This is a genomic window from Rhodoferax sp. P2_H8_2 (assembly GCF_056403235.1).
Genome location: NZ_JBFUFW010000001.1, coordinates 1 through 22,974, shown reverse-complemented (window position 1 = coordinate 22,974; position 22,974 = coordinate 1). Strand labels below are relative to the sequence as shown.

Annotated in this window: 25 protein-coding genes and 1 pseudogene; 9 read left to right on the top strand and 17 right to left on the bottom strand. The window is 61.6% G+C overall.

Features of this window, described 5'->3' with window-relative positions; translation table 11 throughout:
* The first annotated feature begins 45 nt into the window (after window positions 1–45).
* Entirely contained in the window at window positions 46–1,608 is a 1,563-nt protein-coding gene (locus AC1DV6_RS00130; RefSeq protein WP_477974164.1) for an aminotransferase class V-fold PLP-dependent enzyme, read from the top strand.
* 95 nt (window positions 1,609–1,703) lie between these two features.
* Here the strand turns inward: AC1DV6_RS00130 and pepF are convergent, their stop codons facing one another.
* Window positions 1,704–3,506, bottom strand: a complete 1,803-nt coding sequence (gene pepF, locus AC1DV6_RS00125; RefSeq protein WP_477974163.1) for an oligoendopeptidase F — start codon at window positions 3,504–3,506, stop codon at window positions 1,704–1,706.
* Between the two features lie 36 nt (window positions 3,507–3,542).
* On the bottom strand, window positions 3,543–4,286 hold the full coding sequence (locus tag AC1DV6_RS00120; protein ID WP_477974162.1) for a TFIIB-type zinc ribbon-containing protein: 744 nt from the start codon (window positions 4,284–4,286) through the stop codon (window positions 3,543–3,545).
* A gap of 145 nt (window positions 4,287–4,431) precedes the next feature.
* Here AC1DV6_RS00120 and AC1DV6_RS00115 point away from each other — a divergent pair, with 145 nt between their 5' ends.
* The 3 genes from AC1DV6_RS00115 (at window position 4,432) to AC1DV6_RS00105 (ending at window position 6,352) form a co-directional block, all read left to right on the top strand.
* Window positions 4,432–4,854: a hypothetical protein gene (locus tag AC1DV6_RS00115; RefSeq protein ID WP_477974161.1), complete on the top strand. Its 423-nt coding sequence runs from the start codon at window positions 4,432–4,434 to the stop codon at window positions 4,852–4,854.
* Between the two features lies 1 nt (window position 4,855).
* On the top strand, window positions 4,856–5,086 hold the full coding sequence (locus AC1DV6_RS00110) for a helix-turn-helix transcriptional regulator (RefSeq protein ID WP_477974160.1): 231 nt from the start codon (window positions 4,856–4,858) through the stop codon (window positions 5,084–5,086).
* A gap of 78 nt (window positions 5,087–5,164) precedes the next feature.
* Window positions 5,165–6,352 (top strand): formylglycine-generating enzyme family protein, encoded by a 1,188-nt coding sequence (locus AC1DV6_RS00105; protein WP_477974159.1) that lies wholly within the window; start codon window positions 5,165–5,167, stop codon window positions 6,350–6,352.
* 17 nt (window positions 6,353–6,369) lie between these two features.
* On the opposite strand, the gene AC1DV6_RS00100 is transcribed toward AC1DV6_RS00105, so the two are convergent.
* The 6 genes from AC1DV6_RS00100 to AC1DV6_RS00075 all read right to left on the bottom strand — a co-directional run bounded on the left by AC1DV6_RS00100 (window position 6,370) and on the right by AC1DV6_RS00075 (window position 11,404).
* Window positions 6,370–6,585, bottom strand: a complete 216-nt coding sequence (locus AC1DV6_RS00100; protein WP_477974158.1) for a hypothetical protein — start codon at window positions 6,583–6,585, stop codon at window positions 6,370–6,372.
* A 111-nt stretch (window positions 6,586–6,696) separates the two neighbouring features.
* Window positions 6,697–7,752, bottom strand: a complete 1,056-nt coding sequence (locus tag AC1DV6_RS00095) for an alkene reductase (protein WP_477974157.1) — start codon at window positions 7,750–7,752, stop codon at window positions 6,697–6,699.
* A gap of 122 nt (window positions 7,753–7,874) precedes the next feature.
* Entirely contained in the window at window positions 7,875–8,315 is a 441-nt protein-coding gene (gene trxC / locus AC1DV6_RS00090) for a thioredoxin TrxC (RefSeq protein WP_477974156.1), read from the bottom strand.
* A 145-nt stretch (window positions 8,316–8,460) separates the two neighbouring features.
* Window positions 8,461–9,213, bottom strand: a complete 753-nt coding sequence (locus tag AC1DV6_RS00085) for a substrate-binding periplasmic protein (protein ID WP_477974155.1) — start codon at window positions 9,211–9,213, stop codon at window positions 8,461–8,463.
* 115 nt (window positions 9,214–9,328) lie between these two features.
* Window positions 9,329–10,111 (bottom strand): substrate-binding periplasmic protein, encoded by a 783-nt coding sequence (locus AC1DV6_RS00080; RefSeq protein ID WP_477974154.1) that lies wholly within the window; start codon window positions 10,109–10,111, stop codon window positions 9,329–9,331.
* A 141-nt stretch (window positions 10,112–10,252) separates the two neighbouring features.
* Window positions 10,253–11,404: an NAD(P)/FAD-dependent oxidoreductase gene (locus tag AC1DV6_RS00075; RefSeq protein WP_477974153.1), complete on the bottom strand. Its 1,152-nt coding sequence runs from the start codon at window positions 11,402–11,404 to the stop codon at window positions 10,253–10,255.
* Window positions 11,405–11,432: 28 nt separating this feature from the next.
* Here AC1DV6_RS00075 and AC1DV6_RS00070 point away from each other — a divergent pair, with 28 nt between their 5' ends.
* The gene (locus AC1DV6_RS00070) at window positions 11,433–11,933 is read left to right on the top strand and encodes a gluconokinase (RefSeq protein WP_477974152.1); all 501 of its coding nucleotides are present in this window, start codon (window positions 11,433–11,435) and stop codon (window positions 11,931–11,933) included.
* A gap of 64 nt (window positions 11,934–11,997) precedes the next feature.
* Here the strand turns inward: AC1DV6_RS00070 and udk are convergent, their stop codons facing one another.
* The 6 genes from udk to AC1DV6_RS00040 all read right to left on the bottom strand — a co-directional run bounded on the left by udk (window position 11,998) and on the right by AC1DV6_RS00040 (window position 16,558).
* On the bottom strand, window positions 11,998–12,639 hold the full coding sequence (gene udk, locus AC1DV6_RS00065) for a uridine kinase (RefSeq protein ID WP_477974151.1): 642 nt from the start codon (window positions 12,637–12,639) through the stop codon (window positions 11,998–12,000).
* A gap of 72 nt (window positions 12,640–12,711) precedes the next feature.
* Window positions 12,712–13,212: a TPM domain-containing protein gene (locus tag AC1DV6_RS00060; RefSeq protein ID WP_477974150.1), complete on the bottom strand. Its 501-nt coding sequence runs from the start codon at window positions 13,210–13,212 to the stop codon at window positions 12,712–12,714.
* 2 nt (window positions 13,213–13,214) lie between these two features.
* Window positions 13,215–14,060: a TPM domain-containing protein gene (locus AC1DV6_RS00055; RefSeq protein WP_477974149.1), complete on the bottom strand. Its 846-nt coding sequence runs from the start codon at window positions 14,058–14,060 to the stop codon at window positions 13,215–13,217.
* A 14-nt stretch (window positions 14,061–14,074) separates the two neighbouring features.
* Window positions 14,075–14,707, bottom strand: coding sequence for a LemA family protein (locus AC1DV6_RS00050; RefSeq protein ID WP_477974148.1), 633 nt, complete (start codon window positions 14,705–14,707; stop codon window positions 14,075–14,077).
* Between the two features lie 181 nt (window positions 14,708–14,888).
* A complete protein-coding gene (locus AC1DV6_RS00045; RefSeq protein WP_477974147.1) occupies window positions 14,889–16,097 on the bottom strand; it encodes a serine hydrolase domain-containing protein in 1,209 nt (402 codons plus the stop codon).
* Between the two features lie 134 nt (window positions 16,098–16,231).
* On the bottom strand, window positions 16,232–16,558 hold the full coding sequence (locus AC1DV6_RS00040; RefSeq protein ID WP_477974146.1) for a hypothetical protein: 327 nt from the start codon (window positions 16,556–16,558) through the stop codon (window positions 16,232–16,234).
* Between the two features lie 307 nt (window positions 16,559–16,865).
* On the opposite strand from AC1DV6_RS00040, the gene AC1DV6_RS00035 reads away from it, so the two are divergent.
* Genes AC1DV6_RS00035 through AC1DV6_RS00025 form a run of 3 tightly spaced genes read left to right on the top strand, consistent with a single transcriptional unit; the run spans window position 16,866 to window position 21,224 of the window.
* Window positions 16,866–18,464 carry a putative bifunctional diguanylate cyclase/phosphodiesterase gene (locus tag AC1DV6_RS00035; RefSeq protein WP_477974145.1) on the top strand — a complete coding sequence of 533 codons (1,599 nt, stop codon included), beginning with the start codon at window positions 16,866–16,868 and terminating at the stop codon, window positions 18,462–18,464.
* Window positions 18,461–19,303 carry a hypothetical protein gene (locus AC1DV6_RS00030; RefSeq protein WP_477974144.1) on the top strand — a complete coding sequence of 281 codons (843 nt, stop codon included), beginning with the start codon at window positions 18,461–18,463 and terminating at the stop codon, window positions 19,301–19,303. Before AC1DV6_RS00035 ends, AC1DV6_RS00030 begins: the two co-directional genes overlap by 4 nt.
* A gap of 52 nt (window positions 19,304–19,355) precedes the next feature.
* Entirely contained in the window at window positions 19,356–21,224 is a 1,869-nt protein-coding gene (locus AC1DV6_RS00025; RefSeq protein ID WP_477974143.1) for a sensor domain-containing diguanylate cyclase, read from the top strand.
* Here AC1DV6_RS00025 and AC1DV6_RS00020 read toward each other — a convergent pair.
* Window positions 21,221–22,009 carry a CPBP family glutamic-type intramembrane protease gene (locus AC1DV6_RS00020; RefSeq protein WP_477974142.1) on the bottom strand — a complete coding sequence of 263 codons (789 nt, stop codon included), beginning with the start codon at window positions 22,007–22,009 and terminating at the stop codon, window positions 21,221–21,223. The genes AC1DV6_RS00025 and AC1DV6_RS00020 overlap by 4 nt on opposite strands.
* Window positions 22,010–22,099: 90 nt before the next feature.
* Window positions 22,100–22,204 (bottom strand): annotated as a pseudogene (locus AC1DV6_RS00015) (DUF924 family protein); the annotation flags it as partial.
* Window positions 22,205–22,312: 108 nt separating this feature from the next.
* Between AC1DV6_RS00015 and AC1DV6_RS00010 the strand changes: the two are divergent.
* Window positions 22,313–22,714, top strand: a complete 402-nt coding sequence (locus tag AC1DV6_RS00010) for a DUF3597 domain-containing protein (RefSeq protein WP_477974141.1) — start codon at window positions 22,313–22,315, stop codon at window positions 22,712–22,714.
* Window positions 22,715–22,797: 83 nt separating this feature from the next.
* On the opposite strand, the gene AC1DV6_RS00005 is transcribed toward AC1DV6_RS00010, so the two are convergent.
* Window positions 22,798–22,974 (bottom strand): DUF924 family protein (locus AC1DV6_RS00005; protein ID WP_477974923.1); only part of this gene is annotated, 177 nt, incomplete at its 5' end.

Below are 22,974 nucleotides of genomic sequence, written 5' to 3'. Positions count from 1 at the left end.
CGAGCTTTCTACACTTGTACGCAATCCAGTCTGTCACGCCCCACCATGCCGCAAGCCATCTACCTCGATTCCAACGCCACCACCCACGTCCTGCCCGCCGCCATTGCGGCGGCCACGCGCGCAATGGCCGAGCAGTTTGGCAATCCCAGCAGCAGCCACTCCACCGGCATCGTCGCCAAGGCGCTGCTGGAGCAGACGCGCGCCACTGCCGCAAAGGTGATTGGCGCAGGAAGTGGGGCGGAGGGTGGCCACGTCGTGTTCACTAGCGGCGCCACCGAAGGCATCCAAACCGCGGTGCTTTCGGCGCTGCGTGCCATCGCCCAGCGCAATGCAAAGGGATTGCGCGTGGGCAAGGTGCTGGTCTATGGCGCAACAGAACACAAAGCCGTGCCGCAAGCGCTGGCACACTGGAACGACGTATTGGGTTTGGGGCTGGAGTTGCGCGCGCTGCCGGTCAATGCCGATGGCCAGCACGATCTCTATACGCTGGCTGCATGGCTGCCCGACACTGCATTACTGTGCACCATGGCGGCCAACAACGAAACCGGCGTAGTTACCGACCTGACCGCGATCGAGCAGCTTCTGAAAGGCATCAACAGCCGCACACTGTGGCTGGTGGACTGTGTGCAGGCGCTCGGCAAGCTGGCGCTGGACCTGCACACCACGCGCATTGATTACGCGACCTTCTCCGGCCACAAGTTGTATGCGCCCAAGGGCATCGGCCTGCTCTACGTGCGCCGCGGCGCGCCGTTCACGCCGTTGATGGCCGGTGGTGGGCAGGAAGATGGCCTGCGCAGTGGCACCGAAAACATGCCCGGCATTGCCGCGCTGGGTGCGGTGCTGAACGCGCTGCAGGCTGGCGATACGTTCGCATCCGTCGCCACATTGCGTGACTACCGCGACCAATTGGAGCGCAGCCTGCGCAGTGCGTTCCCGACGATAGAGTTCAACGCACCTTTGGCACACAGCCTGCCCACTACGCTCAACTTCTCTGTGCCTGGCCTGCCGGGCAAGACCTTGCTCGATGTGTTTGACGCCGCGGGCCTGCGCGTCAGCGCGGGCAGTGCCTGCAGCGCTGCCAAGGCAGCAACCAGCTATGTGCTCGAAGCCATGGGCTTGCCCGAAAGCCGCAGTGGCGCGGCCGTGCGCTTGTCCATTGGCCCTTTGGTGGACGCGCGGGTGATTGAGAACGCATGCCAGGCCATCGCCCAATGCGGCGCCGCGCTACAGACCCTGCAGCCCGATGCCAACCCAGATCTCAGCGTCGCCCCTTGCAGCGCGCAGGACGCCACTGCCTTCACACTGCAGTGGTCCGAGCTGGACGCCTTTCTTTGCGCGCACCCCGACGCCCGTCTGGTCGATGTGCGCGAGGCCACTGAGCATTGGGTCAGCCAGGGCATTCGCCACGGCGCATGGGCTGCAGTCAGCGCGCCTTTGAATACGGTGGATGCACTGGCTTCACAATGGGCAAAGCAGGGCAGCGCGCCTATCGTGCTGGTCTGCCGCAGTGGCAACCGCAGCCTCAAGGCAGCGCATTGGCTGCGCGCGCAAGGTCACACGAACGTGCGCCATCTGCATGGCGGGCTGGCGCTGCGGCCTGTTATTTGAGTAATTTTCTCTGGAGAATTCCAAAGAAAAGTGCCTTAAATGCCCGCAGAACGTGCGTAAGCAGCTACTAAAAAAGTAGCAGCCTGCCAGGCCGCTCAGTCGAAAGAACGTTCCAGCTCGTCAATCAGGCGGCCCACATAGGCCACCGCGTCATGGATAGGTTGGGGCGACGCCATATCGATTCCCGCCATCTGCATCAGCTCCAGCGGCTTGCGCGTGCCGCCGGCTTTGAGCACTTCGATCCAGCGCTGCACGGCGGGCTGTCCTTCCTTCTGAATCAGCAAAGACATCGCTGTGGACGCCACCAGACCGACCGAGTAGGTGTAGGGGTACAGGCCCATGTAGTAGTGCGGCTGGCGCATCCAGGTCATGCGCGCGCCGTCGTCAATCTCCACCGTGTCACCCCAGAACTTCGCCAGGATGTTGCCCTTGCGTTCGTTCAGCACGGCAGCCGTGATCGACTGGCCGCTTTCGGCCAGCGCATAGACTTGCCGCTGCAGCTCTGCCTCCAGCAGGTGGGTGACAAAGTTGTGGTGGTAGGTGCCCAGCACCTGCATGATCACCGAGCGACGCATGCGTACATCCTGGTTCTTGCCCAGGATGTGCTGCGCCAGCAGCATCTCGTTCATGATGGACGGCGCTTCGACAAACGGCATGGCGGGCCGGGTGTTCACAAAGCGCTGGTGTTTCATCGCCAGCCCGAAGTGCCCGCCGTGGCCCAGCTCGTGCGCCAGCGTGAAGACGTTGCGCATGGTGTCCGACCAGGTGATCAGGATGTAGGGGTGAACGCCGTAGGGCGATGCGCAAAATGCACCCGACGATTTGCCGACATTGTCGGCGCGGTCGACCCAGCGCTGGGTCATCGCAGTGCGGGCAAAGTCGCAATACGCAGGCCCCATGACGGCGAGCGAATCCAGAATCAGATCGCAGCCTTCGGCGTACGTGATGCGCGGGTTGAACTCGGCGTCCAGCGGCGCCTTGATGTCGCAGTACAGCAGCTTGTCCAGGCCCAGCACGCGCTGCCTCAAGCGCGCGTAGCGCTGCATGTGGGGCGCCAGCTCCGCCTGGATGATGTCCAGGATATTGCTGTACACCGCATGCGGAATCTTGTGCGGCTGCAGCAGATAGGCTTCGGTGCTGGGGTAATTGCGCAAGCGCGCCATCACCACGTTCTTGTTGACCTCGGTGGCAAAGTTGGCGGACCAGGTCTGGTTGTAGGCCTTCAGCCCGGCGCTGAATGAGGCCCAGGCGCCGCGGCGCACGCTGGTGTCGTTGTGTGTTTCATAGTTGGACTCAAAGCCGTTGACCGAGTTGGCGTGGGTGTTGCCCGCGCCATCGGTGAACGGCGCAAACTGCAGGTCGCTGGACTTGGAGCGGTTGTAAACCATGTACGGCGCTTCCAGCACTTCACCCAGCGACGCCAGCACCCGCTCCGTGTCCGCGCTCAGGCGGTGCGGGCGCACCTCCAGCAGCCGCTGCAAAGGCATCTGGTGCACAGAGAGTCCCGGCTCGGCCGCCATGAACGTCTCCAGCAGGCCGTCTGGCATTGCCAGAATTTCCGAATCGACAAAGGCCACACTGGCGCTGATGCGCGCGCCCAATGCCGCCACGCGCGCCATCACGGCTTGCGATTGCGGGTTGCTGCCGTCCTGTGCGTTGCGCAGGTAGGCGAAGGTGCTCAAGCGTGCCATGCGCGCCTGCACGGCCTCCACCGCATCCAGACAGGCCAGCAACTGCGCTGCGCTGTTGGCCAGTTGTCCTTGAAACGCAGCCAGCGCCAGGCGGGCTTGGTCCAGCGCGAGGTACTCCGCCTCCCATGCGCTGTCCGAGGGGAACAAGTCGTCCAGGCTCCAGGTGGCGTCGACGGGAACTTCTGCGCGGGTGAGTCGTTTTTGCATGCGAATGGTGGTTTCGGTGAATGGATGTGTGTCTGCTTAGTTGCTCAGCAGGGCCGCCACCAGCGTGACGCCAATGCTCCACAGATCGACGCCGTGGTTGTTGCTGGTGACGGGAAGGTTGTTGCGCTGCGTGCGTTGGCGGTCTTTCTCCAGCATGATCAACGCGTCGCCCAGATCGGTCGGGGGCGCCTTGGGGCCAGCGGCGGGTACCGTGGTGCCTTTGGCATAGCCCTGCAGGGCGCGCTCCACGGCGGTGGGGTCCAGTAATGAGAAGGCCGAGCGGCAGTGCGGGCAGGCGTGGTCTTTGCGCAAGTCCACCGGCGCGCCACAGCCCGTGCAGTGGATGACCTGGATGCGTTGCGCCAGATCGTTGATTTCGGAGCCGGTGAGCTGGCGCACAAAGCCCTTTTCAATCATGAACGACGAAAACGCGCTGAAGCGGCCATGCCCAATGCCGCAGCGGTAGGTGATGTAGCGCCCACTGCGCACCACATCAAAACCTTGCGCCAGGCCTTTGCTGCAATGCGGGCATTGCAGCGTCTCGGCCATGGGCTGGCGCGTGTCGTCGCGGTGTTCGTGCAGCCGCTTGAACAGCTCCGCCACGGCAGCGGGCGAGAGCTTCAGGTTTTCCTGCGGGTCAAACCAGATGCCCTGGCAGGCAAAGCATATGTCCAGTTCGACGGTGCCGCCATTCACCGCATTCACACCGGGCAGTATTTGTTGGTCCATGGCTGACCGGCAGGAGGGGCAGCGGGCGCGCTTTGCGTGGGATGGGGCCATGGACAAAAAGAAAGTGAGCTTCGATGGCGCAATCCTAATGGGTGTCGGATCTCGGTTTTTCCGCTCTTAATGTCAAATATATTTGACAGTAGGTAAATAAAACAATACATTGAGTCCGTATTGTTTGACTCCAAAGGTTCGCACCATGTCTTTCCGTGAAAAAAGCGACTGGCTCAGTTTCATCTCGCTGTGCCTGTTGGGCATCTACTTTGCCGAGATCGCGCGCGGCCTGATGGGCGGCTCGCACCCCGGTGGCCCGTATTACTTCACGCTGTTTTGGGTCTTGGTTTTGGTGCTGATCGTGATTCAGGTCGTGACGCACATTGTTCTGGCCATCCGCTCCCCCAAAGACGCGCAAACACCGGTAGACGAACGCGAGCGCCTGATCCACCTGCGTGCCACGCGACCTGCGTATTACGTGCTGCTGGTCGGCACGTTCCTGACGATAGGCACGATGCACATGGGGTTCACCGTCTGGCAGTTTGCGCACTGCATCCTGTTCTTCATCTGGATCGCCGAGCTGGCGCGCTACGGCATGCGCCTGTACTTCTACCGCCGTGAAGCCTGATATGAGTGACGCCCCCCTCGCCATTACCAACACCATCCGCAAGCTGCGCTTTGAGCACGCCGAGATGACGCAGCAAGCGCTGGCCGAGCGCATTGGCGTCACGCGCCAGACCGTCAATGCGATTGAGCTGGGCAAGTACTCGCCGTCTCTGGAGGTCGCCTTTCGCATCGCGGCGGTGTTTGGCCAGCCGCTGGATGCCGTATTCCAGTACCAAGCTGCACCACAAGCGTAGGCCTCCCACTAGAATCGTATCCAGACGTTCGATGAAGTGCCCTCGGCATTGGTTCGACAAGTCGAGGAGACTTTTCAGATGAATCGTGTGAATTTGGTCGTTGCTGCCCTCGGGTCGCTGGCGGGTGCTTACATGGGCTACAAGCTCACCGGCGGATGGATAGGCGTGCCTGTCGGCGCCATCGTGGTGGGCTACGCGGGATACAAGCTGCTGGTGGGAGAGTTTGTCGCCGCAGTCATCGCGCTTTCTATCGGTGCGCTCGCGCTGTTCTATTTCATGGTCGTCGGCGTTCCGCAAATCTCCAAGGAAACACTGCCGCAATCGGGTGAAGGCTTTACCAAGCCCGCCATCGAATTCGATGCCAATGCGCCGGCAGTGGCCGCCAGTGGAGCGGCGTCATCCAGCGCCGCAGAGGTGAGGGTGGTGGCAGAGACGCGCAATGGCAATGTGCTGAAAGACTGCACCGACTGCCCTGAGCTGGTGACCATTCCCGCAGGCAATTTTTCGATGGGCAGCGGTGCAGGGACTCCGGGCGCGGATGCTTCCGAAAGCCCGTCGCATGACGTCAACATCAGCAGCTTTCTGATCGGGCAAGACGCGATCACGCGCGGCCAGTTCTCGGCGTTTGTGACCGCGGCCAATTACCAGTCGGACGCAGAGCGCCTGGGCGGTTGCATTGGCTTGGCGGGTGATACCTGGGAGTTCAAGCCCAAAGTCACCTGGCGCAGGCCTGGCTTTCCCCAGGACGACGACCACCCCGTGGTCTGCGTCACCTGGAATGACGCCAATGCCTATGTCAAATGGCTGTCGGCGACGACGCGACAGTCCTACCGTTTGCCATCTGAAGCGGAGCGCGAATACGTCACACGCGCCGGCTCTATGGATGCGTATTGGTGGGGCAAGGGTGCGACGCTGGAGCAAGCCAATTTCCGCGATGATGCCTCGCGTGTGACCGACGGCAACAAACGGCCCTCACGCATGACCACCGTACCGATCAAGCAATTCGCCGCCAACCCCATGGGTTTGTACAACGTGCACGGCAATGTGTGGGAATGGGTACAGGACTGCCAGCACAACAACTACAACGCAGCCCCCGTGGATGGCGCGGCATGGGCCAGTAGCTGTGTAGGCAAACGGCGCGGCGCCCGCGGCGGCGGCTGGGCTGGCCCCGCAGCAGGCATGCGCTCGGCACAGCGCACGTGGTTCGAACCCGATCTGCCGTCGTACGCAGGCGGGTTCCGCGTGGCGCGCGATCTGCCGAAGTAAGTGGCAGCTACGCTGGCTTATTTGTCCAGCGTGATTTGCTTTTCCTTCAGATAGGTTTTGTATTCCTTCAGCGGAATGGCAGTCGCGCCAGTGGCGCCGTTGTCATCTACCCAGCTGAGGGTGGCCGCATCCGGCGACAGTTCGACTTCAATCGGACCTGGCGGAACTTCCAGCGGTGCACCGTCACCGGGGCGGTAGGTCACGTGGTCATGTGCGGTTGCGTGTTGGGACATGGCGGGCTCCTGTCATGAAAACGCACTGTGGCGCGAAGAGTTCATTACAAACCCCTATCGCGCCACTGGCTGTCAGACAACATCCCGTCTGTTTGCCAGACGCTGCCGTTGTTACAAAGTCGGGTAGTCCGTGTAACCCTTCGCGCCCGGCGTGTAGAAGGTGCTGGCGTCAGGCGCGTTCAATGTCGCCTTGGTCTTGATGCGAGCCGGCAGATCCGGGTTGGCCAGGAAGGCGGTGCCGAAGGCAACAGCGTCCAGCTTGCCTGCCGCAATCGCAGCTTCTGCTTCGTCAGGTGTGTAGCCCATGTTGCCGACCAGAACGCCCTTGTACTTGTCGCGCGCAATGGTCATCACGTCGCCCTTTTGCAGCTGGGAGAAATCGGCGCGCATCACGTGCAGATAGGCCAGCTTGTAGGCATTGAGCTTGTCGGCCAGGAATGTGATCCACGCAATCGGGTCGCTGTCCTTCATACCGTTGTAGCTGTTTAGCGGCGACAGGCGCAGGCCCACCTTGTCCGCGCCAACTGCGGCGATCACCGCGGTCAGCACTTCGAACAGGAAGCGTGCGCGGTTCTCCAGTGAACCGCCGTAGCCATCGGTGCGCTGGTTCGGTGTGTCGCGCAGGAACTGGTCAATCAGGTAGCCATTGGCGCCGTGCACTTCCACACCGTCAAAGCCTGCGGCAATCGCGTTCTTCGCGCCCTGCGCGTAAGCCGCCACGATGGCTGGGATTTCTTCTGCGGTCAGTGCACGCGGCACAGCGTGTGCCACCTTGCCGCCCGGCGTGTAGATCTCGCCATCGATCGCTGTGGCGCTGGAAGACACGGTGGCCACGCCGCCGTTGATGTCCGGATGCGCAGCGCGCCCGGCGTGCCAGATCTGCATGAAGATGCGCCCGCCCTTGGCGTGCACTGCGTCGGTTACTTTCTTCCACGCGGTGATCTGCGCTTCGTTGTAAATGCCGGGCTCGTTGATGAAGGCCGAGGTGTTGGGCGCCACCATCGTGCACTCCGTAATCAGCAGGCCGCCGGTCGCGCGCTGGCTGTAGTAATCGACCATCAGGTCATTGGGCATATGGCCTGCATCGGCGCGCGTACGGGTCAGCGGCGCCAGCAGAATGCGGTTGGGGAGGGTGGTTGCGCCGGCTTGGAGGGGAGTGAAAAGCATGGTGTTGAAAACTCAGGTTAAAGAAAAGAAGGGCCAATGGAAATAGGGGTGGAAGTTAACCGCCAGTGAATACAAGTTCTCTGGCAGGGTTACTGCAAAGTACGGTATAGAGGTTGTGTGTTTCAGCGCGTTGCGTACTGGTGCACCCAGCGCACGATGTCGCTCGCGCCCATGGCGCCTGCTTGTCGGGCCACTTCGCGGCCCCGCATGAAAAGCGCCAGTGTAGGAATGCTGCGGATCTGGTACCGCGCGCCCAACGCCTGGTGCGCCTCGGTGTCCAGCTTGGCGACACGGATGCGCGGCTCCAGCTGGCCCGCGGCCTGCACATAGGCAGGCGCCATCTGGCGACACGGGCCGCACCATGGCGCCCAGAAGTCCACCAGCAACGGAATATGGTTGCGGTGCAGATGCTTGTCAAATGAAATGCCCTCCAGGTCCACCGGCTTGCCGGTAAACAGTTGCTTCTTGCAGCCGCCGCAATCCGGCGCACTGCCGAGATGTTCGGTACGCACGCGGTTGGTCGTGTGGCAATGGGGACAGACGATATGCAGTGGCTCACTCATTGCACACAGGTGGTGCCTCCAACCCGGGATTGCAAGTGCATCGCTGAATTTACAAATGAAAAAGGCCTGCAGGCCGCCAAATAAAGGCGTGAGCAGCTACTAAAAATATAGCGTCATTTGGGTCGCTATGGCGGAAAGTCCAGCTTCAAGGAACGTCCGGCGGGAACTGCAGCAGTCTTTCTGCGGTTTCCTTGTTGGTGTACTTGGCAAATATTTTCTTGAGTGTGCCGTCGTCCTTCAACTGCTGGACCAGCACGCGCCATTCCTGCACCTGCGCTTTGGAGAAATATTTCTTGGAGAACATCAACGTAAGGGGCAAGGCCTTGTCGGTAGGAAACCAATCGGTCGCAATGGTGAACTGAGACGCATCGTGATTCTCCATGTAGACCGTGTCTATCGGATAGAAGGGCATGGCAGCAATGCGATCGCGAAGAAACATCTCATACCGCGTGCCCGTCGGCACATCGGTCACCCGATTGCGCAGTCGCAGCTCGTCGATGAATTTGTCCATGGCTTCGCCGTGCTTGAGAGTTCGGGCTGTGCCCAGCTTCAGCGACTCATCTTTCAGAAATTCTTCCTTTGACCTGGGTGCCTTGCCGTTCACTTTGCGAAGGATGAGGTCGACCTTCATGGAATAGTAGGTAACGGCCCAGGTATAGACGTCGCGCTCTTCCGTGCGCAGTGCACTGGTGGTCATCATCAGATCGCCACGCTCCAGCTCTTGCCAGATGCGGGGCCTGGGCTTCAATGAGAACTCAAACTGGCACTTGCTTCTGCGCGCCAGTTCATCCATCAAGTCCTTGTCGATACCGCCGCCGGTTTTCTCGCTATACAGCAGGCCACTCTCAAAGAAAGCAGCGGAAATGGGTGTGGTGGGGCATGCCGGGGCAGCTAACACATACCCGCCTGCGCACACAAGCGTCGCAGCAATCAGTCGTTTCGAAAATCTTGAGAAATGGGGCATCGGGTTCCGAAGCACAAGGCCATGTCCATTCTGTGATCGATAGCGCCCTTCAGGGCGGGTCTGGCGGAAACTGCATCAGCTTGTCTGCGGTGTCCTTGTCTGTGTATTTGGTAAAGATTTTTTTGAGCGTGCCGTCGTCGCGCATCTGCTGCACCAGCACGCGCCACTCCTGTACCTGCGCTTTGGTGAAATACTTTTTGGAGAACAGCAAAGCGCGCGGCAGGCTCTTGTCGGTCGGGAACCAGTCGCTCGCAATCGTGTACTGCGACAAATCGTGCTTGTTGCGGTAGTTGGTGTCCAGCGGGTAGATCGGTATCGCGGAAAAGCGTTCGCGTACGAACATCTCGTACCCGGAGCCGGTAGGAACATCGACCACGCGGTTGCGCTGCTGCAGCTCGTCGATGAAACGGTCCATCGCCTCGCCATGCTTGAGCGTGCGGCCCACACCCATCTTCAGCGAGTCATCTTTCAGGAACTCTTCTTTCGACTTGATCACCTTGCCGTTCACGCCGCGGACCATCAGCTCGGCCTTCATGCCGAAATAGTTGACGGCCCAGGCGTAGGTTTCGCGCTCGTCGGTGCGCAGCGCGCTGCCCGTCATCATCAGCTCGCCACGCTCCAGCTCCAGCCAGATCCGCGCACGCGGTTTCAGTGAAAAATCAAACTGGCATTTGCTTCTGCGTGCCAGTTCTTCCATGACAGCCTTGTCGATGCCGTCATTGGTTTTCTCGCTGTACAGCAGGCCGCTTTCAAAAAAGGAAAACGTGATCGGCGTGGGGCAGGCGGGTGCCGCCTGGGCAGTGCCCTGAATGCTCACTAGCGCGGCGGCCATGAGCCATGTCGCAATTCTTGGGGTGGATTGCATCTAGATTGGGGAACAAAAGGTCCATTCCATTATGCGACCCGAAAACCTTGCAAGGCCTTACATCCACCCTCTGTGGCCTAGGGCTTCCCCCTATACAGACACGTTGGCCTAGCTGGTCTTGAACAGCGCCGCCAGCCGTTGCACCGCCGCTTCAGATTGCGCCCGGTCGATGGCCGTATCGGTGTTGCCGTAGTCATGGTCGCCCTGCGCCTGCACCAGGAGGCCGTCGCGCCGCGGCACCATCACCAGGTTGTGGCCGCGGTAGATCAGTGCGTAGTCAATCTCGGGTTGCGGAATCAGCCGCGCGGTCTGCCCGCGCACCGGCACGATGCTGTCGTCCTTCATCAGCGCACGCGCGCCGTACCCCGTGCAGTTGACGATGGTGTGTTCGGCAAGGCCGGCAAACTGGCGCGGGTTGTCAAACACGCGGTGGTGGATGCTGCCGCCATGGCTAAGGAAGTCGTCCATCAGCAGGCGCTGGTAGCTCGCGATGTTGAATACCATCTGCGTGAAGCGCCGCGCGTGGGCCACGCGAAACGGATGCTCCGAAGGCGAGAGGGCTACCCCGCGGGGCCGCAGGTCGGCCACGCGTGATTCCAGGTCCGGGTAATCCGGCTCGCCCACGGCCGCGTGCCCGGGCTGGTCAAACGGAATGTCGGACAGCACATAGCCGTCGCGCCACTGCACCGGATCGCCCGCCACGCCCAGCAGGCTTTGGTAGGTCTTGAATGAACTGCGCGCCATCGTCTCCCAGCGCTGTTGGAAAGCGTCGGTTGCGTGCTCCTCGGTGCAGATGCGCGAATCTGGCGTCCACAGGCCGGTGGCGGCAGAGGATGACACTTGCGGCGGCTCTTCCTTGCAATAAATGCGCACCTGCAGCCCCGCCTGCTGCAACACGCGCGCCGTCGTCAGGCCAATCGCGCCGCAGCCAATCACCGCAATGCGTTTGGACCGCGTGGCCAATACCAGCGGCAGCGCCTGCCGTGCCGACCCCCATGACAGCGACCAGCCGCTGCCGCCATGGCCGTAGTGATGGACCACGGTCTTGCCATGCAGACGCTGCGCTTCAATGCGCGGGCCTTGCGGGCGGAAGGGCCGGGTGCAGACGCTGATGTCGATCAAGCGGTCTGGGTTTGCGCGCACGGGGGCGAGCGTCGGGGCGGTGGTGCGCTCTTGCGCGCTCAGGTTGGTGTTCAAGCCCAGCGCCAGTGCGGCGGAGCTGGCGCCCAGAAAGTGGCGGCGTTGTAGTGTGGATGTCATTGCCTGCGAGTTTAGTAGAGTGCGTCCTATGAAAGATTCAATCGTGTTTATGGGCGTGGCCGGCTGTGGCAAGTCCAGCATTGCCCGCCTGGTGGCACAGACCGGGGGCTACGTGTTCATCGAGGGCGATGATTTCCACAGTGCGGCCAACCGCGAAAAGATGGCGCAAGGCACTGCGCTGACCGACGAAGACCGCGCGCAGTGGTTGTCGTTGTTGGGCGAAGAGATACGTAAACACCCACAAGGTATGGTGCTGACCTGCTCGGCATTGAAGAAGACCTATCGCGACCAACTGCGCCAGAGCGCAGCCAGCCTGAAGTTCGTATTTCTTGATCTGGACAAGGCCGAGGCGCTGCGCCGTGTCAGCGCCCGAGGCCATGGGCATTTCTTCCCGGCAGCCTTGGTAGACAACCAGTTCGCCACGCTGGAGTCACCGGTGGGGGAGGAGGGCGTGCTGAAGGTGGATGCGACGCAGCCTTTAGAGGTGTTGCAACGGCAGGTCACCGATTGGCTGTGCGCTGCAAATTAGGTGATAAATCGGCCTGATAGGCGCGCAGAATTTGCGTAAGCAGCTACTAAAAACGTAGCAATCGTCAGGCTCGCTCGATATCCTGGATCAAGCTCTTGACCTTGGTTGTGATGATGTCCACCGCAGGCCCGTTGGCGCCGTGGGGCAGGATGACGTCGGCGTTGCGCTTGGTGGGTTCGATGAACTGCTTGTGCATCGGGCGCACGGTTTCCAGGTATTGGTTGATCACGCTTTCGGTGCTGCGGCCGCGTTCTGTGATGTCGCGCTGCAGGCGGCGGATAAAGCGCACGTCGGAGGCGGTGTCCACATAGATTTTGAGCGACATCATGTTGCGCAGCTTGGCGTCGTACAGCGCAAACAGGCCTTCGACCACGATCACCGGCGCGGGGTTCACGGTGATGGTTTTGGTGGAGCGGTTGTCTGCCGCAAAGTCGTACACCGGCATCTCAATTGCTTCGCCATTGCGCAGCGCCCGCACATGCTGCGCCATCAGCGGCCAGTCAAAGGCATCGGGGTGGTCGTAATTCGTCTTGCGCCGGTCTTCCGGCGTCATGTGGGTCTGGTCGAGGTAGTAATCGTCCTGCATCACCACCGCCGCCATGTCCGGCCCGATGGAGGCCAGTACCTCGCGCGTCACCGTTGATTTGCCGCTGCCGCTGCCGCCTGCGACACCGATCACGAAAGGTTTGTTTTTGGTTTTGGACATGGGGTTCTCGTATCGGGCTGGCAAAGGCCGCGATTTTACAAGGCGGGCATCCTGGCCCCATGCGCGGCGCCGTCAGGTCAGCAACACCGGCGCGTTAGGCAGTTCGTTGACATCCGCGTCATCCGGCGGGAAGTGCGTCGCGATTACGCGTGTCACCGCTGCAATACCGTTCAATGCCCCGGTCTGAAACGCAGACCTGGAAAACTCTGTCTGCATGTCCTTGCAGATCGGGTCCCAGCTGGCCGTGCCTGCCCTGGCATGGATGCCGCGGTCGGCAACGATCTCTACCGCATGGTCGGCCAACAGCACGTAAATCAACACGCCGCTGTTGCGCTCGGTGTCCCACACCCGCAATTGCGAGAACACTTCAATGGCTCGCTCGCGGGCAGACTGTCCCGCAGCGATACGCGCGCTGTCCAGTGCGCCCTCTACGGCAAAGCGGACCTCTCCGCTGTGCAGCTTTTCGCTGGCATGGATGGCTTGCTCAATGGCCTGCAAGGTTGCAGGCGCAAAGGCACGGCGTACTTGCGCGTCGGTAAAAAAGAGATGTTTGAAGAAACGTCGGATGTCCATGATTACCACCTTCCCGACGCGCCACCGCCGCCGAACCCGCCACCACCGCCGCGAAAGCCCCCGCCACCCGATCCACCACCGCCGCCAAAGCCGCCGATGCCACCCACGCCACGCAGCACGGTGCCCGGACCTATCAGCGTGACAAACATCGAAGCCACCCCGGCCAGCACGGCATACAGCATCGTGCCCACGAACAGCCAGGCCAGGCCGGTCACGACCGCACCGGTGACCAGCGATCCACCAAACCGGCCAAAAATTCTGCGCAATGCGCCACCCACCGCCAGGGCCGCAATAAACAGCACAGGCAACATGTCCTTGATGCCCTGAGGCGCGTTAGCTTGCATTCCCTGTGGCTCTGGCAGCGGTTCGCCGTCCACCACGCGGATGATCTGCTCCGTGCCCGCCTGCACACCGCCGTAGAAATCTCCGGCCTTGAAGCGCGGCAGGATGGCTTCGCTGATGATGCGCTTGCTGACGATGTCTGAGAGCGCGCCCTCCAGGCCGTAGCCCACTTCAATGCGCATGGCGCGGTCGTCCTTGGCCACCACCAGAATGGCGCCATCGTCCACCTTTTTTCGCCCCAGCTTCCATTGCTCGGCAACGCGCAAGGCGTATTGCTCCACGGTTTCGGGCGCCGTGGTCGGCACCATCAACACCGCCAGCTGCGTACCCTTGCGCGCTTCGAAAGCGACCAGGGATTGTTCGAGCGTGGCCTTCTGCTCTGGCGTCAGCGTGCCGGTTTGGTCGGTGACATGCCCCGTCAGCGGGGGCACGGCAACCTCTGCATGGGCGACGCCCGTAGCGAGCAATGCAAGCGCTACGAAGCCAGCGGTACACCAGCGGTGCATCGCCCCAGTCAAATTCACTTAGCGGCTCCCGACGCGGCTGTTGCTGGAGCTGCGGCTGGGGCGTCAAAACTGACCGATGGCGGCTTGGAGATTTCTTTCTCGTTCTCAACCGTGAAGTTGGCTTTCTCTTTGTAGCCAAAAATCATCGCCGTCAGGTTGGACGGGAAGGAGCGCACTGCCACGTTGTATTCCTGTACCGACTTGATATACCGGTTGCGTGCAACGGTGATGCGGTTCTCCGTGCCTTCCAGCTGCGCCTGCAAATCGCGGAACGCCTGGTTGGCTTTGAGGTTGGGGTAGTTCTCTGTCACCACCAGCAAGCGCGACAGCGCGCCGCTCAGTTCGCCCTGGGCCTGCTGGAACTTCTGGAAGGCGGCCGGGTCATTGACGAGTTCCGGCGTGGCCTGGACAGAAGTGGCCTTGGCACGCGCCTCCACCACCTTGGTCAGCGTGCTCTGCTCAAAATTGGCCTCGCCCTTGACGGTACTGACCAGGTTGGGAATCAGATCCGCGCGGCGCTGGTATTGGTTCAGTACCTCTGACCAACTGGCCTTGACCTGTTCGTCCGTGCTCTGGAAGGTGTTGTAGCCGCAGCCTGTCAACGCGAGCGTTGCGAATGACAGCAGGGTGATAAGGAGTTTGCGCATGGTGGGCCCCCGAGTTGAGTGGAAGAGCAGCCCCAAGCTGGGGCAGCCGCTTTGAAGCTGCACATACTACGTGAAGCCACCCCATCGCGGTAATTCCCGTGCAGACTGTATGCGTTATGTCAAACCATGTGCGCCGCGCAACAGACGGGCCTGCGCCCGGTCTGCATGTCACCTCTGCCGCTTATTTAGGCTGCGTCACACCTTCGTCATCAATGGCTTTTTGTACTTCGCGATAGAACGCTTCGCGGGCGGGCGAGGCCACCTTGTCACGCGCGCCACCGGCCCAGTTGGCGAGAGACACGATCACCAGCTTGCGCTTGGAGTCGATAAAAATCCCCTGGCCAAAAATACCGCGGGCTGCATAGCTGCCATCGTCATAGGTCCACCACTGGTAGCCATAGCCGCGCCCGGGTGCACCAATCTCGGTGCGCTTGGTGGTTGCCTCTGCCCACCAGCCCTCAGGAACAATGCTCTGGCCGTTCACCATCGCGCCATTCAGGATGAACTGGCCCATGCGCGCGTAGTCGCGCGCCGAGGCCTGCACGCAGCAGCCGCCAATCTCCTTGCCCGTCTTGCTCAAGAGCCAGGTCGCCTGTTGCTCCATGCCTGCGGGGCCCCACACCTTCTCCGCCAGGTAGGTTGCCAGTGGCTTCTTGGTCGCCTGTTGCACCAGCGTGCCCACCAGGTTGGTCTCGCCGGTGCTGTACAGCCAGCGCGTGCCAGCAGGGGCTTCACGTGGCAGCGTGCGCATATAGCTCACCAGCGCTTCCTTGCCCTCTTCGGGCTTGTGGTTGTTGAACTTCGCCACGTCGGAGTTCGGGTCCGAGTAGTCTTCATTCCACTTGACGCCGGAGGTCATGGTCAGCAACTGGCGCACGCTGACTTCGTCGTAGGCCGAGCCCTTGAGGTCCGGAATGTAGACGCTCACCTTGTCGTCCAGGCTCTTAATGAAGCCGTCTTTCACCGCCGCACCCACCAGCGTGGAGGTGAACGACTTGGCTACGGAAAAACTCGTCCAGCGCCCAGCGCCATCAAAGCCCAAGCCATAGCGCTCCATGCGCAGCTTGCCGTCCTGTACCACCAGCAGCGCCGCACTGCGCTGGCCCGCCATGTAGGCGTCGATATCGGTGGTCAGCTTCAGTGGTGCGCCGGTGGGCAGAGGCGAGGGCGTGCCACTGGCGGGCACCACATTGGCCTTGGCCAGTATCGGCAAACGATCCAGCGCACGGAACGCGGCATCGCGCTGCGGCTCTGTCCAGAACAGCAAATCGCGATTGGTTGGCACGGTCGCTAGCAACCCGCGCGTCTCCTTGTCCAGGCTGAACCAGCCGGCTACTGCGGCAACACCCAAGACCACCACGGTGCCAAGCACCACTTTTTTGAAAGCCAAAACACGTCTCCTCGTTCTTTATAGAAATGGGTCGCTCGCAACACAGGTGCGCAAGCGCTTGGTTCAGTGTAGTTTGGCCCTCGGTGCAGGGCATCAGGCAAAACGCTAGGTGACGTGGCTTTCTGTCACGTGGGTCACGCCTGCCAGACTCCAAACCCCGCAGAGCGCAGATCGATACCGACCTCGATCTCCTTGTCCACCGCGTCTTCGTAGCCCATGGGGTTGAAAGCCTCGTACAGATCAGGCAGCAGACGCAGGCCGTACTGCTGCGCAAAACGGTTGGCCTGAATACCGGCCTTGTGCTTGTCAAAGCGCACATCCGGGTCCAGCCCTGTCATGCCCACATACACGCAAGGCTTGCCCTCGACATAACCCGGGTTGCCCTTGCGAAAGCGCGGCTCCAGCAGCACATCTTTGGACAGTTCGATCACATAGACGTGGTGGTGTTTACGGCGTGGCATGCGCAGATTATCAAAGAAATCGGCCTCCAGAGCCCGCAGAACGTGCGTAAGCAGCTACCAAATACGTAGCAGTTCCGATGCAGCATCCGTGACAAAAGTCCGGATTTCGAAGAGAAATGCCCCTCTGAAACAGCGGGGGCAGCGCCTGATTGCCGGGAGCGCTGAGCGGTGTTAGAGTGAATTCAAAGGCAGGCAGGGCAACGCTAAGGAGAAGGGTGCTCGAATGACTATTGCAGCGCAACCAGACAATGCGACGCCCCCAGCTTCTGGCGGCGCCCCCAGCGGGGCCGCGCTTCCAAACCGGCGGATGAATGTCCGGCACACCGACCGGTTGCTCGCCACCGCAGAAATGCTGCTCTCCAATCGCGACGACGATGCCGCCGCGCAGCAAGACATCCTCGCCGTCATCGGCGATCTGATCCATGCGGCCACCCATGACGTGCTGACCGGATTGCCCACCCGCAGCCTGCTGCTCAATCGGCTGGAACACGAACTCACACAGCCCGCTGCGCTTGATGGACCCATGGACGAAGAAGGTGACGCAGAGGCTGAAGAACAAGTGCCCGAGCATGTCGCCGTGTTCTTCCTCGATCTGGACAACTTCAAGCTGGTCAACGACTCGCTCGGCCATGACAGCGGCGACATGCTGCTGTGCGAGGTCGCCAGGCGCATCAGCGATTGCGTGGGTGATGTCAAAGGCGGCATCGTGAGCCGCATTGGCGGCGACGAATTTGTCGTCCTGTTTCCCCACGCCGTCAGCGGGGCAGAAGACGCGCTGGCCGCCCGCATGCTGGCTGCGGTGATTGAGCCCGTGCATATCTCCGGCCGCGAGGTCGTCACCTCCGTCAGCATCGGCGTGGCCAGTTGCGCCATGGGTACGCAGTCGGCCGAACAGTTGCTGCGCGATGCCGACACCGCGCTCTACGCCGCTAAAGCACGCGGCCGCAATTGCACGGTGCGCTTCAACCAGGAGCTGCACGCGCGCGTTATCCGCCGGGTGCAGATCGAGTCAGACCTTCGCGTCGCCCTGCGCGAGAAGCAGGTGTATGTGCATTACCAGCCGCAGGTGAGCCTGGTGACCGGGCAGCTCGTGGGCGTGGAGGCGCTGGCGCGCTGGACGCACCCCGAGTACGGAATGATGTCGCCCGCCGAGTTCATCCCCATTGCCGAAGACAGCCGCCTGATCGGCGAGCTGGGCCGCCAGGTGTTGCGGTCTGCCTGCCTGCAGCTCGCCGCGTGGTCTGTGGCCATGCCCGAGCGCCCGCTTTCGATGACCGTCAATGTCTCGCCGCGCCAACTGGGCGACCCTGACTTCATCGCCGAAGTCCAGGCCATCGTTTCAGAGACCGGCGTCAACCTGTCTTCGCTGTGCCTGGAGCTGACCGAGAGCGCGCTGACAAATTCAGAATCGGAAATCATCCGGACGCTCAACCAGTTGCACCAGATGGGCATCTATGTAGCCATCGACGACTTTGGCACCGAGTATTCCTCGCTGGCCCGCCTGCGTGATCTGCCGATTGAGGTGCTGAAGATAGACCGCTCTTTCATCGACGGTCTGGGCACCGAGACCGGCGACACCGCCATCGTCTCTTCCATCCTCAGCCTGGCCTTTGCCACCGGCAAGCATGTGATCGCCGAGGGCATAGAGCGCGTTGAGCAGGCCCGCGCGCTGCGCAGCATGGGATGCGGCGTGGCCCAGGGCTATCTGTTCTCCAGGCCGGTAGACGCGGCACTGATACCGCCCATGATGGACAAGCCGCTGTGGCAGCCGCCCAGCAACTGGGGCATGCAGTCCGCCGCTGTGGCGCCCGACAGCCTGACACGCCGCGCGCACCGCACCTTCATTGAAGAATTCCTCGACCACATTGGCGTGCCCATGGGCGCGAAAGCGGGGGCTGCGCCATGATGATGTTGATCATAGGTATCGGCAATCTGCTGGTCGGCATGGCCTACGTGAGTCTGGGCCTGCTCAGCGCATGGGAAGTTGCCAGCCAATACCGCTACCGCGGCGTGTCGCGCTTTGGCCTGGGCTTCTCGCTGATGGCGGCAAGCTGCGGCCCGCACCACCTGGTACACGGCTGGTGCGTACTGCAGGGCGGCACCGTCACGGCCCCCATGCTGGCCGTCACGCTGACCGGGTTGCCCGCCGGCATTACGTTCTGCTGGCTGCGCGCAGAAGCCATGCTCCATGGCCGCGGCGACCGCACGGTGGCGGTGAACGGCTCCACCATGGCAGGCGCAGCCGTCACATCGTTGATTGCCGTCAGCGCACTCGCCGGTTGGGCGCTTGCTTCGCCACCCGTCCCGTCTGTCGTCGTCTGCACCGCAAATGGCATCCAATCGCTGGAGGCCATATCCGGCACTGGCCTGAGCGGCCCTTCGCTGGTCATGCTCAGCAACCTCTTCGTGACGTTCACTTACGCAATGGTGGGCTGGTACCTCATTGACACGCAGATACGCCGCTATATCTCGACCCATTCGTGGTCGCTCTCAGGTTTGGCGCTCTCTGGCGTGTTCCCCACCTGCGCCGCGATGCACCTGATCCTGGCGCTCACCAGCACGGCAGAAACCAGCACCCTGGTGTTCGACCTGATCGGTGTTCCTGCGTCGGTGTATTTTCTGTGGGTGGTCAAACAGCTGCACGCAGATTCCGCCATCGACTGGAACCGCCGCCCACTGGCAGGCCTCGCCGCTTCGCCGCACCGCTCTTCGCCCTGGAGCGAAGCGACAGCCGCTGAACGGTGATTCCGCTGTAATTGTGGGAATTGGCCCCAGCGGTCGATGCTATTCTTGCGCAATGCCCTTTAGAAACTTGCTGCGCGGCTGCTGCGGCGTGCTTATTGCCTTAGCCAGTCTGGGCGCCGTGGTGCCAAGCTTTGCGGCAACCACCCAGCAGCCACTGGACCTCACCCGAGTACAAGCAGCACCGGTTTCACTGACGGCTTACTTCGAGTATCTGGAAGACCCCGGCGCTGCCTTGACCTTGAACGATGTCATGGAGCCAGCCCGCGCCAGCACGTTCCGCCCGCCGAGCAATCCTTCCAGTGCCGCCATCGGTTTTTCGTACACGCGCTCCGCGGTGTGGTTGCGCCTGCCGCTGTCGAACTCTGGCAACCAGCCGCTGCAGCGCATGCTGGAAATCAACTATGCGCTGCTGGCACATATCGACTTCTACACACCGGATTCGCAGGGCACCTACCAGATGTTGCAAACGGGCTTCGCACGCCCGTATGCAAACCGCCCCTACCCAGGGCGCTTCACCGTCCTGCCCGTCACGCTGCCGCCCCATTCGCAGCAGGTGGTCTATTTGCGCGTGGAAACGCCGAACTCGCTGAACATTCCCGCGCGCATGTGGGAGCCACTGGCACTGCAAACCCATCAGCACGCCGACTACGCCCTGCAAGCCCTGTACTTCGGTGTCGTGCTGGCCATCTCCCTCTACAACCTGATGCTGTTTGTGGTCCTGCGCGACAAAAACTACCTGCTGTATGTCATCTTCTCCGGCTCCGTCGCCATTGCGCTGGCTACCTTCAGCGGGCTGGGCACGGAGTTTGTGTGGGGCGATGCCCCTGTGTGGACCAGCATGGGCGTCAACGTCCCCTCGGCAGTCGCAGCCATGGCCATGACGGAGTTTGCCCGGCGCATTCTCAACACCGCTGCATTGTCCAAGCCGCTAGACCGAGTGCTGCAGGGGCTCATCGTGCTGCATGGCATTTCCTTCTTCGCGCTGATTTTCTGGTTTCGCACCTTCACCCCCTGGTTTGTCGTGCTCAGTCTGATCACGCCGCTGGTTCTGCTGGCCACCGGCGGCTGGAGCGCGCTGCGCGGGCAGCGCAGCGCCTTCTTCTTTGTTGCGGCATTCGCGGCCATCTTGCTGGCCGTCGTGCTCACCCACCTGCGCAATCTGGGTTTGCTGCCCACCCATTTTTTGACGACCGATGGCACGCAGATCGGCTCTGCGATGGAAATGCTGCTGCTGTCGTTTGCGCTGGCAGACCGCTACAACGCGATGCGCCGCGACCAGGTGCTTGCGCAGGAACAGACATTGAAGGCCCAGGAAGAACTGGTCTCCACGCTGAGAGAAGCGGAGCATGTTCTGGAGGCCAAGGTCGCCGAGCGCACCACCGAACTGCGCCTTCTCAACCGCAAACTCGAAGCCCTCAGCGCCACCGATGGCCTCACCGGCATCGCCAACCGCAGGCACTTCGACGCCACGCTGGCCGCCGAATGGACCCGCGCTGCGCGCCAGGGCCATTCTTTGGCGCTGGGGTTGTTGGATGTGGACTGGTTCAAGAAATACAACGACCACTACGGCCACCAGGCGGGCGATGACTGCTTGCGCAATGTAGCCGACACGCTTGCCATCACCATTGCCCGCACCGGTGATCTGGTGGCACGGTACGGCGGAGAGGAGTTCGTCTTCATTGCGCCTGCGACCAGTGCTGAAGACGCACTGGGAATGGCCCGCAAAGTGTGCGAGGCCCTGCAAGCGCTGGCACTGCCGCATGCCCTGTCAGACTTTGGCCGCGTGACAGCCAGCGTGGGCGTCGCCAGCATCGTTCCTGATGACACCAAATCACCCCAGACATTGATTCAGGCCGCAGACGAGGCCCTGTACGCGGCCAAGGCTGCAGGCCGCAACCGTGCGGTACTGGCTGGCGGTTAGACCAGAAAAGCCGCCCCGCCGCCCAGCAGGCCCAGCCCGAACAGCGTGCCGTCATTGATGATGTGCGCGCCGGTAGACACCCACAGGTTCTTGGTCATGATCCAGGGCAGCGTTAACACCAGCCGGGCGGTGCCGATGATGGCCAAGCACTGCACCACGTTCCACCCATACGTGGGCAAGTGAATCAGCCCGAACAACACGGCCGATACCAGCCACGCGCCCACAATGGCCGTCTTGCGGCTGGCGCCAAAGCGCTTGGTGAACAGCGCCATCAGCGCCAGAAAGGGCAGGATGGTGATCAGCTCTTCGCCCAGCAGCTGCGGCACCATATTCACAAAGAAAAAGATGCGCTCCAACGTACCGCTCGATTTCAGCCCCGCAGCCGCAGGGTTGGGCGCTTCGTCCATCACCGTCCTGAGCAACAAGCCCACGCACACTGTCACCACGATGTTGAGCAGGGCAAACAAAAACATCCACAACACGTCGCGCCCCGAGACCCTGGCAAACAAACTCTTCCAATGCCCTGGCGCAACCAGATGCAAACCCCACAGAGGAATCACAACAATCAACAGCGCCGGCACCAGCCTGCCAAAAGGCGCAAACGGCCAGGCAACGGGCAGCGCCACCGCCAACAGCCCGGCAGCCGCCATCGCCATTACCAGCAGCCACTGCGGCCCGGTGATGTGGGCGGGCTGGTCGTTGAAAAACGGGAACTCGCGGCCCGGCCGCTCGATCCAGTTGAAACGGTCCGTGGGCAACGCTGGCTGCTCAATACGTGTTTGCATGACAACAATTCTAGGTGATAAAAACGGCCACAACGCCCGCAGAACGTGCGTAAGCAGCTACCAAAAAAGTAGCAACCGCTAGGCGGAAACCTAGAACGAAGCCCCCGGCTCGCTCAGAAACGCCAGCTCCTCCGCGCTAGAGCTGCGCCCCAGAATCGCGTTGCGGTGAGGGAAGCGGCCGCAGCGGTCGATGATGACGTCACATGCTTGCCATTTTTTTGCGTACTATGGGGGCGCGCACTGAGCACGAGGCCTTGCCATCTCGGCGGCCCGCAACGGACGCATCACAGCAGGAGAAGCAGCATGGGATTTTTCAGCACGATTTTGGACAAGCTCGGTTTTGACGCAGGTAACAGCAAAGTCGAGGAGATGCTACGCACGCCCGCAACCAGTGCTACAGCGAGCACCGCGCCACCGCAAGCTTCCACAGTGGCGCCCATGCCTGTGGTGGACGTGGTCGCACAGCTTGAGCAAAAGGCGGCCGCAAACCCGACCAAATTGAACTGGCGTACGTCCATCGTGGACTTGCTCAAACTGTTGGACATCGACAGCAGTCTGACCACGCGCAAGGCGATGGCGACCGAACTCGGATGCCCGGAGAACCTGATGGGTGATTCCGCGCAGATGAACATGTGGCTGCACAAGACGGTCCTGTCCAAACTGGCCGCCAATGGCGGCAATGTGCCTAAAGAATTGCTAGACTGAGCAACAGGGCACCAAATCGGCCTGCGAGGCGCATGGAATGTGCGTAAGCAGCTACCAAAAAAGTAGCAACTGCAAGACGAAATTTAGAACGAAGATCCCGGCTCGGCGAGGAAAGCCAGCTCCTCCGCGCTGGAGCTGCGGCCCAGGATCGCGTTGCGGTGGGGGAAGCGGCCGAAGCGGTCGATGATGGCTTTGTGGCGCAGCTCGAAGTTCAGGTTGTCTGCAATGCCCAGCTGCGTAAACAGCGCCACGGCTTGCGT

What these genes read in the sequence shown, in the direction of transcription:
- AC1DV6_RS00105 (WP_477974159.1), top strand. Translation starts at nt 5,165, where the DNA reads ATGAATCGTGTGAATTTGGTCGTTGCTGCCCTCGGGTCGCTGGCGGGT.
- AC1DV6_RS00035 (WP_477974145.1), top strand. Translation starts at nt 16,866, where the DNA reads ATGAATGTCCGGCACACCGACCGGTTGCTCGCCACCGCAGAAATGCTG.
- AC1DV6_RS00010 (WP_477974141.1), top strand. Translation starts at nt 22,313, where the DNA reads ATGGGATTTTTCAGCACGATTTTGGACAAGCTCGGTTTTGACGCAGGT.
- AC1DV6_RS00025 (WP_477974143.1), top strand. Translation starts at nt 19,356, where the DNA reads ATGCCCTTTAGAAACTTGCTGCGCGGCTGCTGCGGCGTGCTTATTGCC.
- AC1DV6_RS00080 (WP_477974154.1), bottom strand. Translation starts at nt 10,111, where the DNA reads ATGGCCGCCGCGCTAGTGAGCATTCAGGGCACTGCCCAGGCGGCACCC.
- AC1DV6_RS00020 (WP_477974142.1), bottom strand. Translation starts at nt 22,009, where the DNA reads ATGCAAACACGTATTGAGCAGCCAGCGTTGCCCACGGACCGTTTCAAC.
- AC1DV6_RS00110 (WP_477974160.1), top strand. Translation starts at nt 4,856, where the DNA reads ATGAGTGACGCCCCCCTCGCCATTACCAACACCATCCGCAAGCTGCGC.
- pepF (WP_477974163.1), bottom strand. Translation starts at nt 3,506, where the DNA reads ATGCAAAAACGACTCACCCGCGCAGAAGTTCCCGTCGACGCCACCTGG.
- AC1DV6_RS00120 (WP_477974162.1), bottom strand. Translation starts at nt 4,286, where the DNA reads ATGGCCCCATCCCACGCAAAGCGCGCCCGCTGCCCCTCCTGCCGGTCA.
- AC1DV6_RS00030 (WP_477974144.1), top strand. Translation starts at nt 18,461, where the DNA reads ATGATGATGTTGATCATAGGTATCGGCAATCTGCTGGTCGGCATGGCC.
- trxC (WP_477974156.1), bottom strand. Translation starts at nt 8,315, where the DNA reads ATGAGTGAGCCACTGCATATCGTCTGTCCCCATTGCCACACGACCAAC.
- AC1DV6_RS00115 (WP_477974161.1), top strand. Translation starts at nt 4,432, where the DNA reads ATGTCTTTCCGTGAAAAAAGCGACTGGCTCAGTTTCATCTCGCTGTGC.
- AC1DV6_RS00100 (WP_477974158.1), bottom strand. Translation starts at nt 6,585, where the DNA reads ATGTCCCAACACGCAACCGCACATGACCACGTGACCTACCGCCCCGGT.
- AC1DV6_RS00055 (WP_477974149.1), bottom strand. Translation starts at nt 14,060, where the DNA reads ATGCACCGCTGGTGTACCGCTGGCTTCGTAGCGCTTGCATTGCTCGCT.
- udk (WP_477974151.1), bottom strand. Translation starts at nt 12,639, where the DNA reads ATGTCCAAAACCAAAAACAAACCTTTCGTGATCGGTGTCGCAGGCGGC.
- AC1DV6_RS00060 (WP_477974150.1), bottom strand. Translation starts at nt 13,212, where the DNA reads ATGGACATCCGACGTTTCTTCAAACATCTCTTTTTTACCGACGCGCAA.
- AC1DV6_RS00040 (WP_477974146.1), bottom strand. Translation starts at nt 16,558, where the DNA reads ATGCCACGCCGTAAACACCACCACGTCTATGTGATCGAACTGTCCAAA.
- AC1DV6_RS00095 (WP_477974157.1), bottom strand. Translation starts at nt 7,752, where the DNA reads ATGCTTTTCACTCCCCTCCAAGCCGGCGCAACCACCCTCCCCAACCGC.
- AC1DV6_RS00130 (WP_477974164.1), top strand. Translation starts at nt 46, where the DNA reads ATGCCGCAAGCCATCTACCTCGATTCCAACGCCACCACCCACGTCCTG.
- AC1DV6_RS00070 (WP_477974152.1), top strand. Translation starts at nt 11,433, where the DNA reads ATGAAAGATTCAATCGTGTTTATGGGCGTGGCCGGCTGTGGCAAGTCC.
- AC1DV6_RS00050 (WP_477974148.1), bottom strand. Translation starts at nt 14,707, where the DNA reads ATGCGCAAACTCCTTATCACCCTGCTGTCATTCGCAACGCTCGCGTTG.
- AC1DV6_RS00075 (WP_477974153.1), bottom strand. Translation starts at nt 11,404, where the DNA reads ATGACATCCACACTACAACGCCGCCACTTTCTGGGCGCCAGCTCCGCC.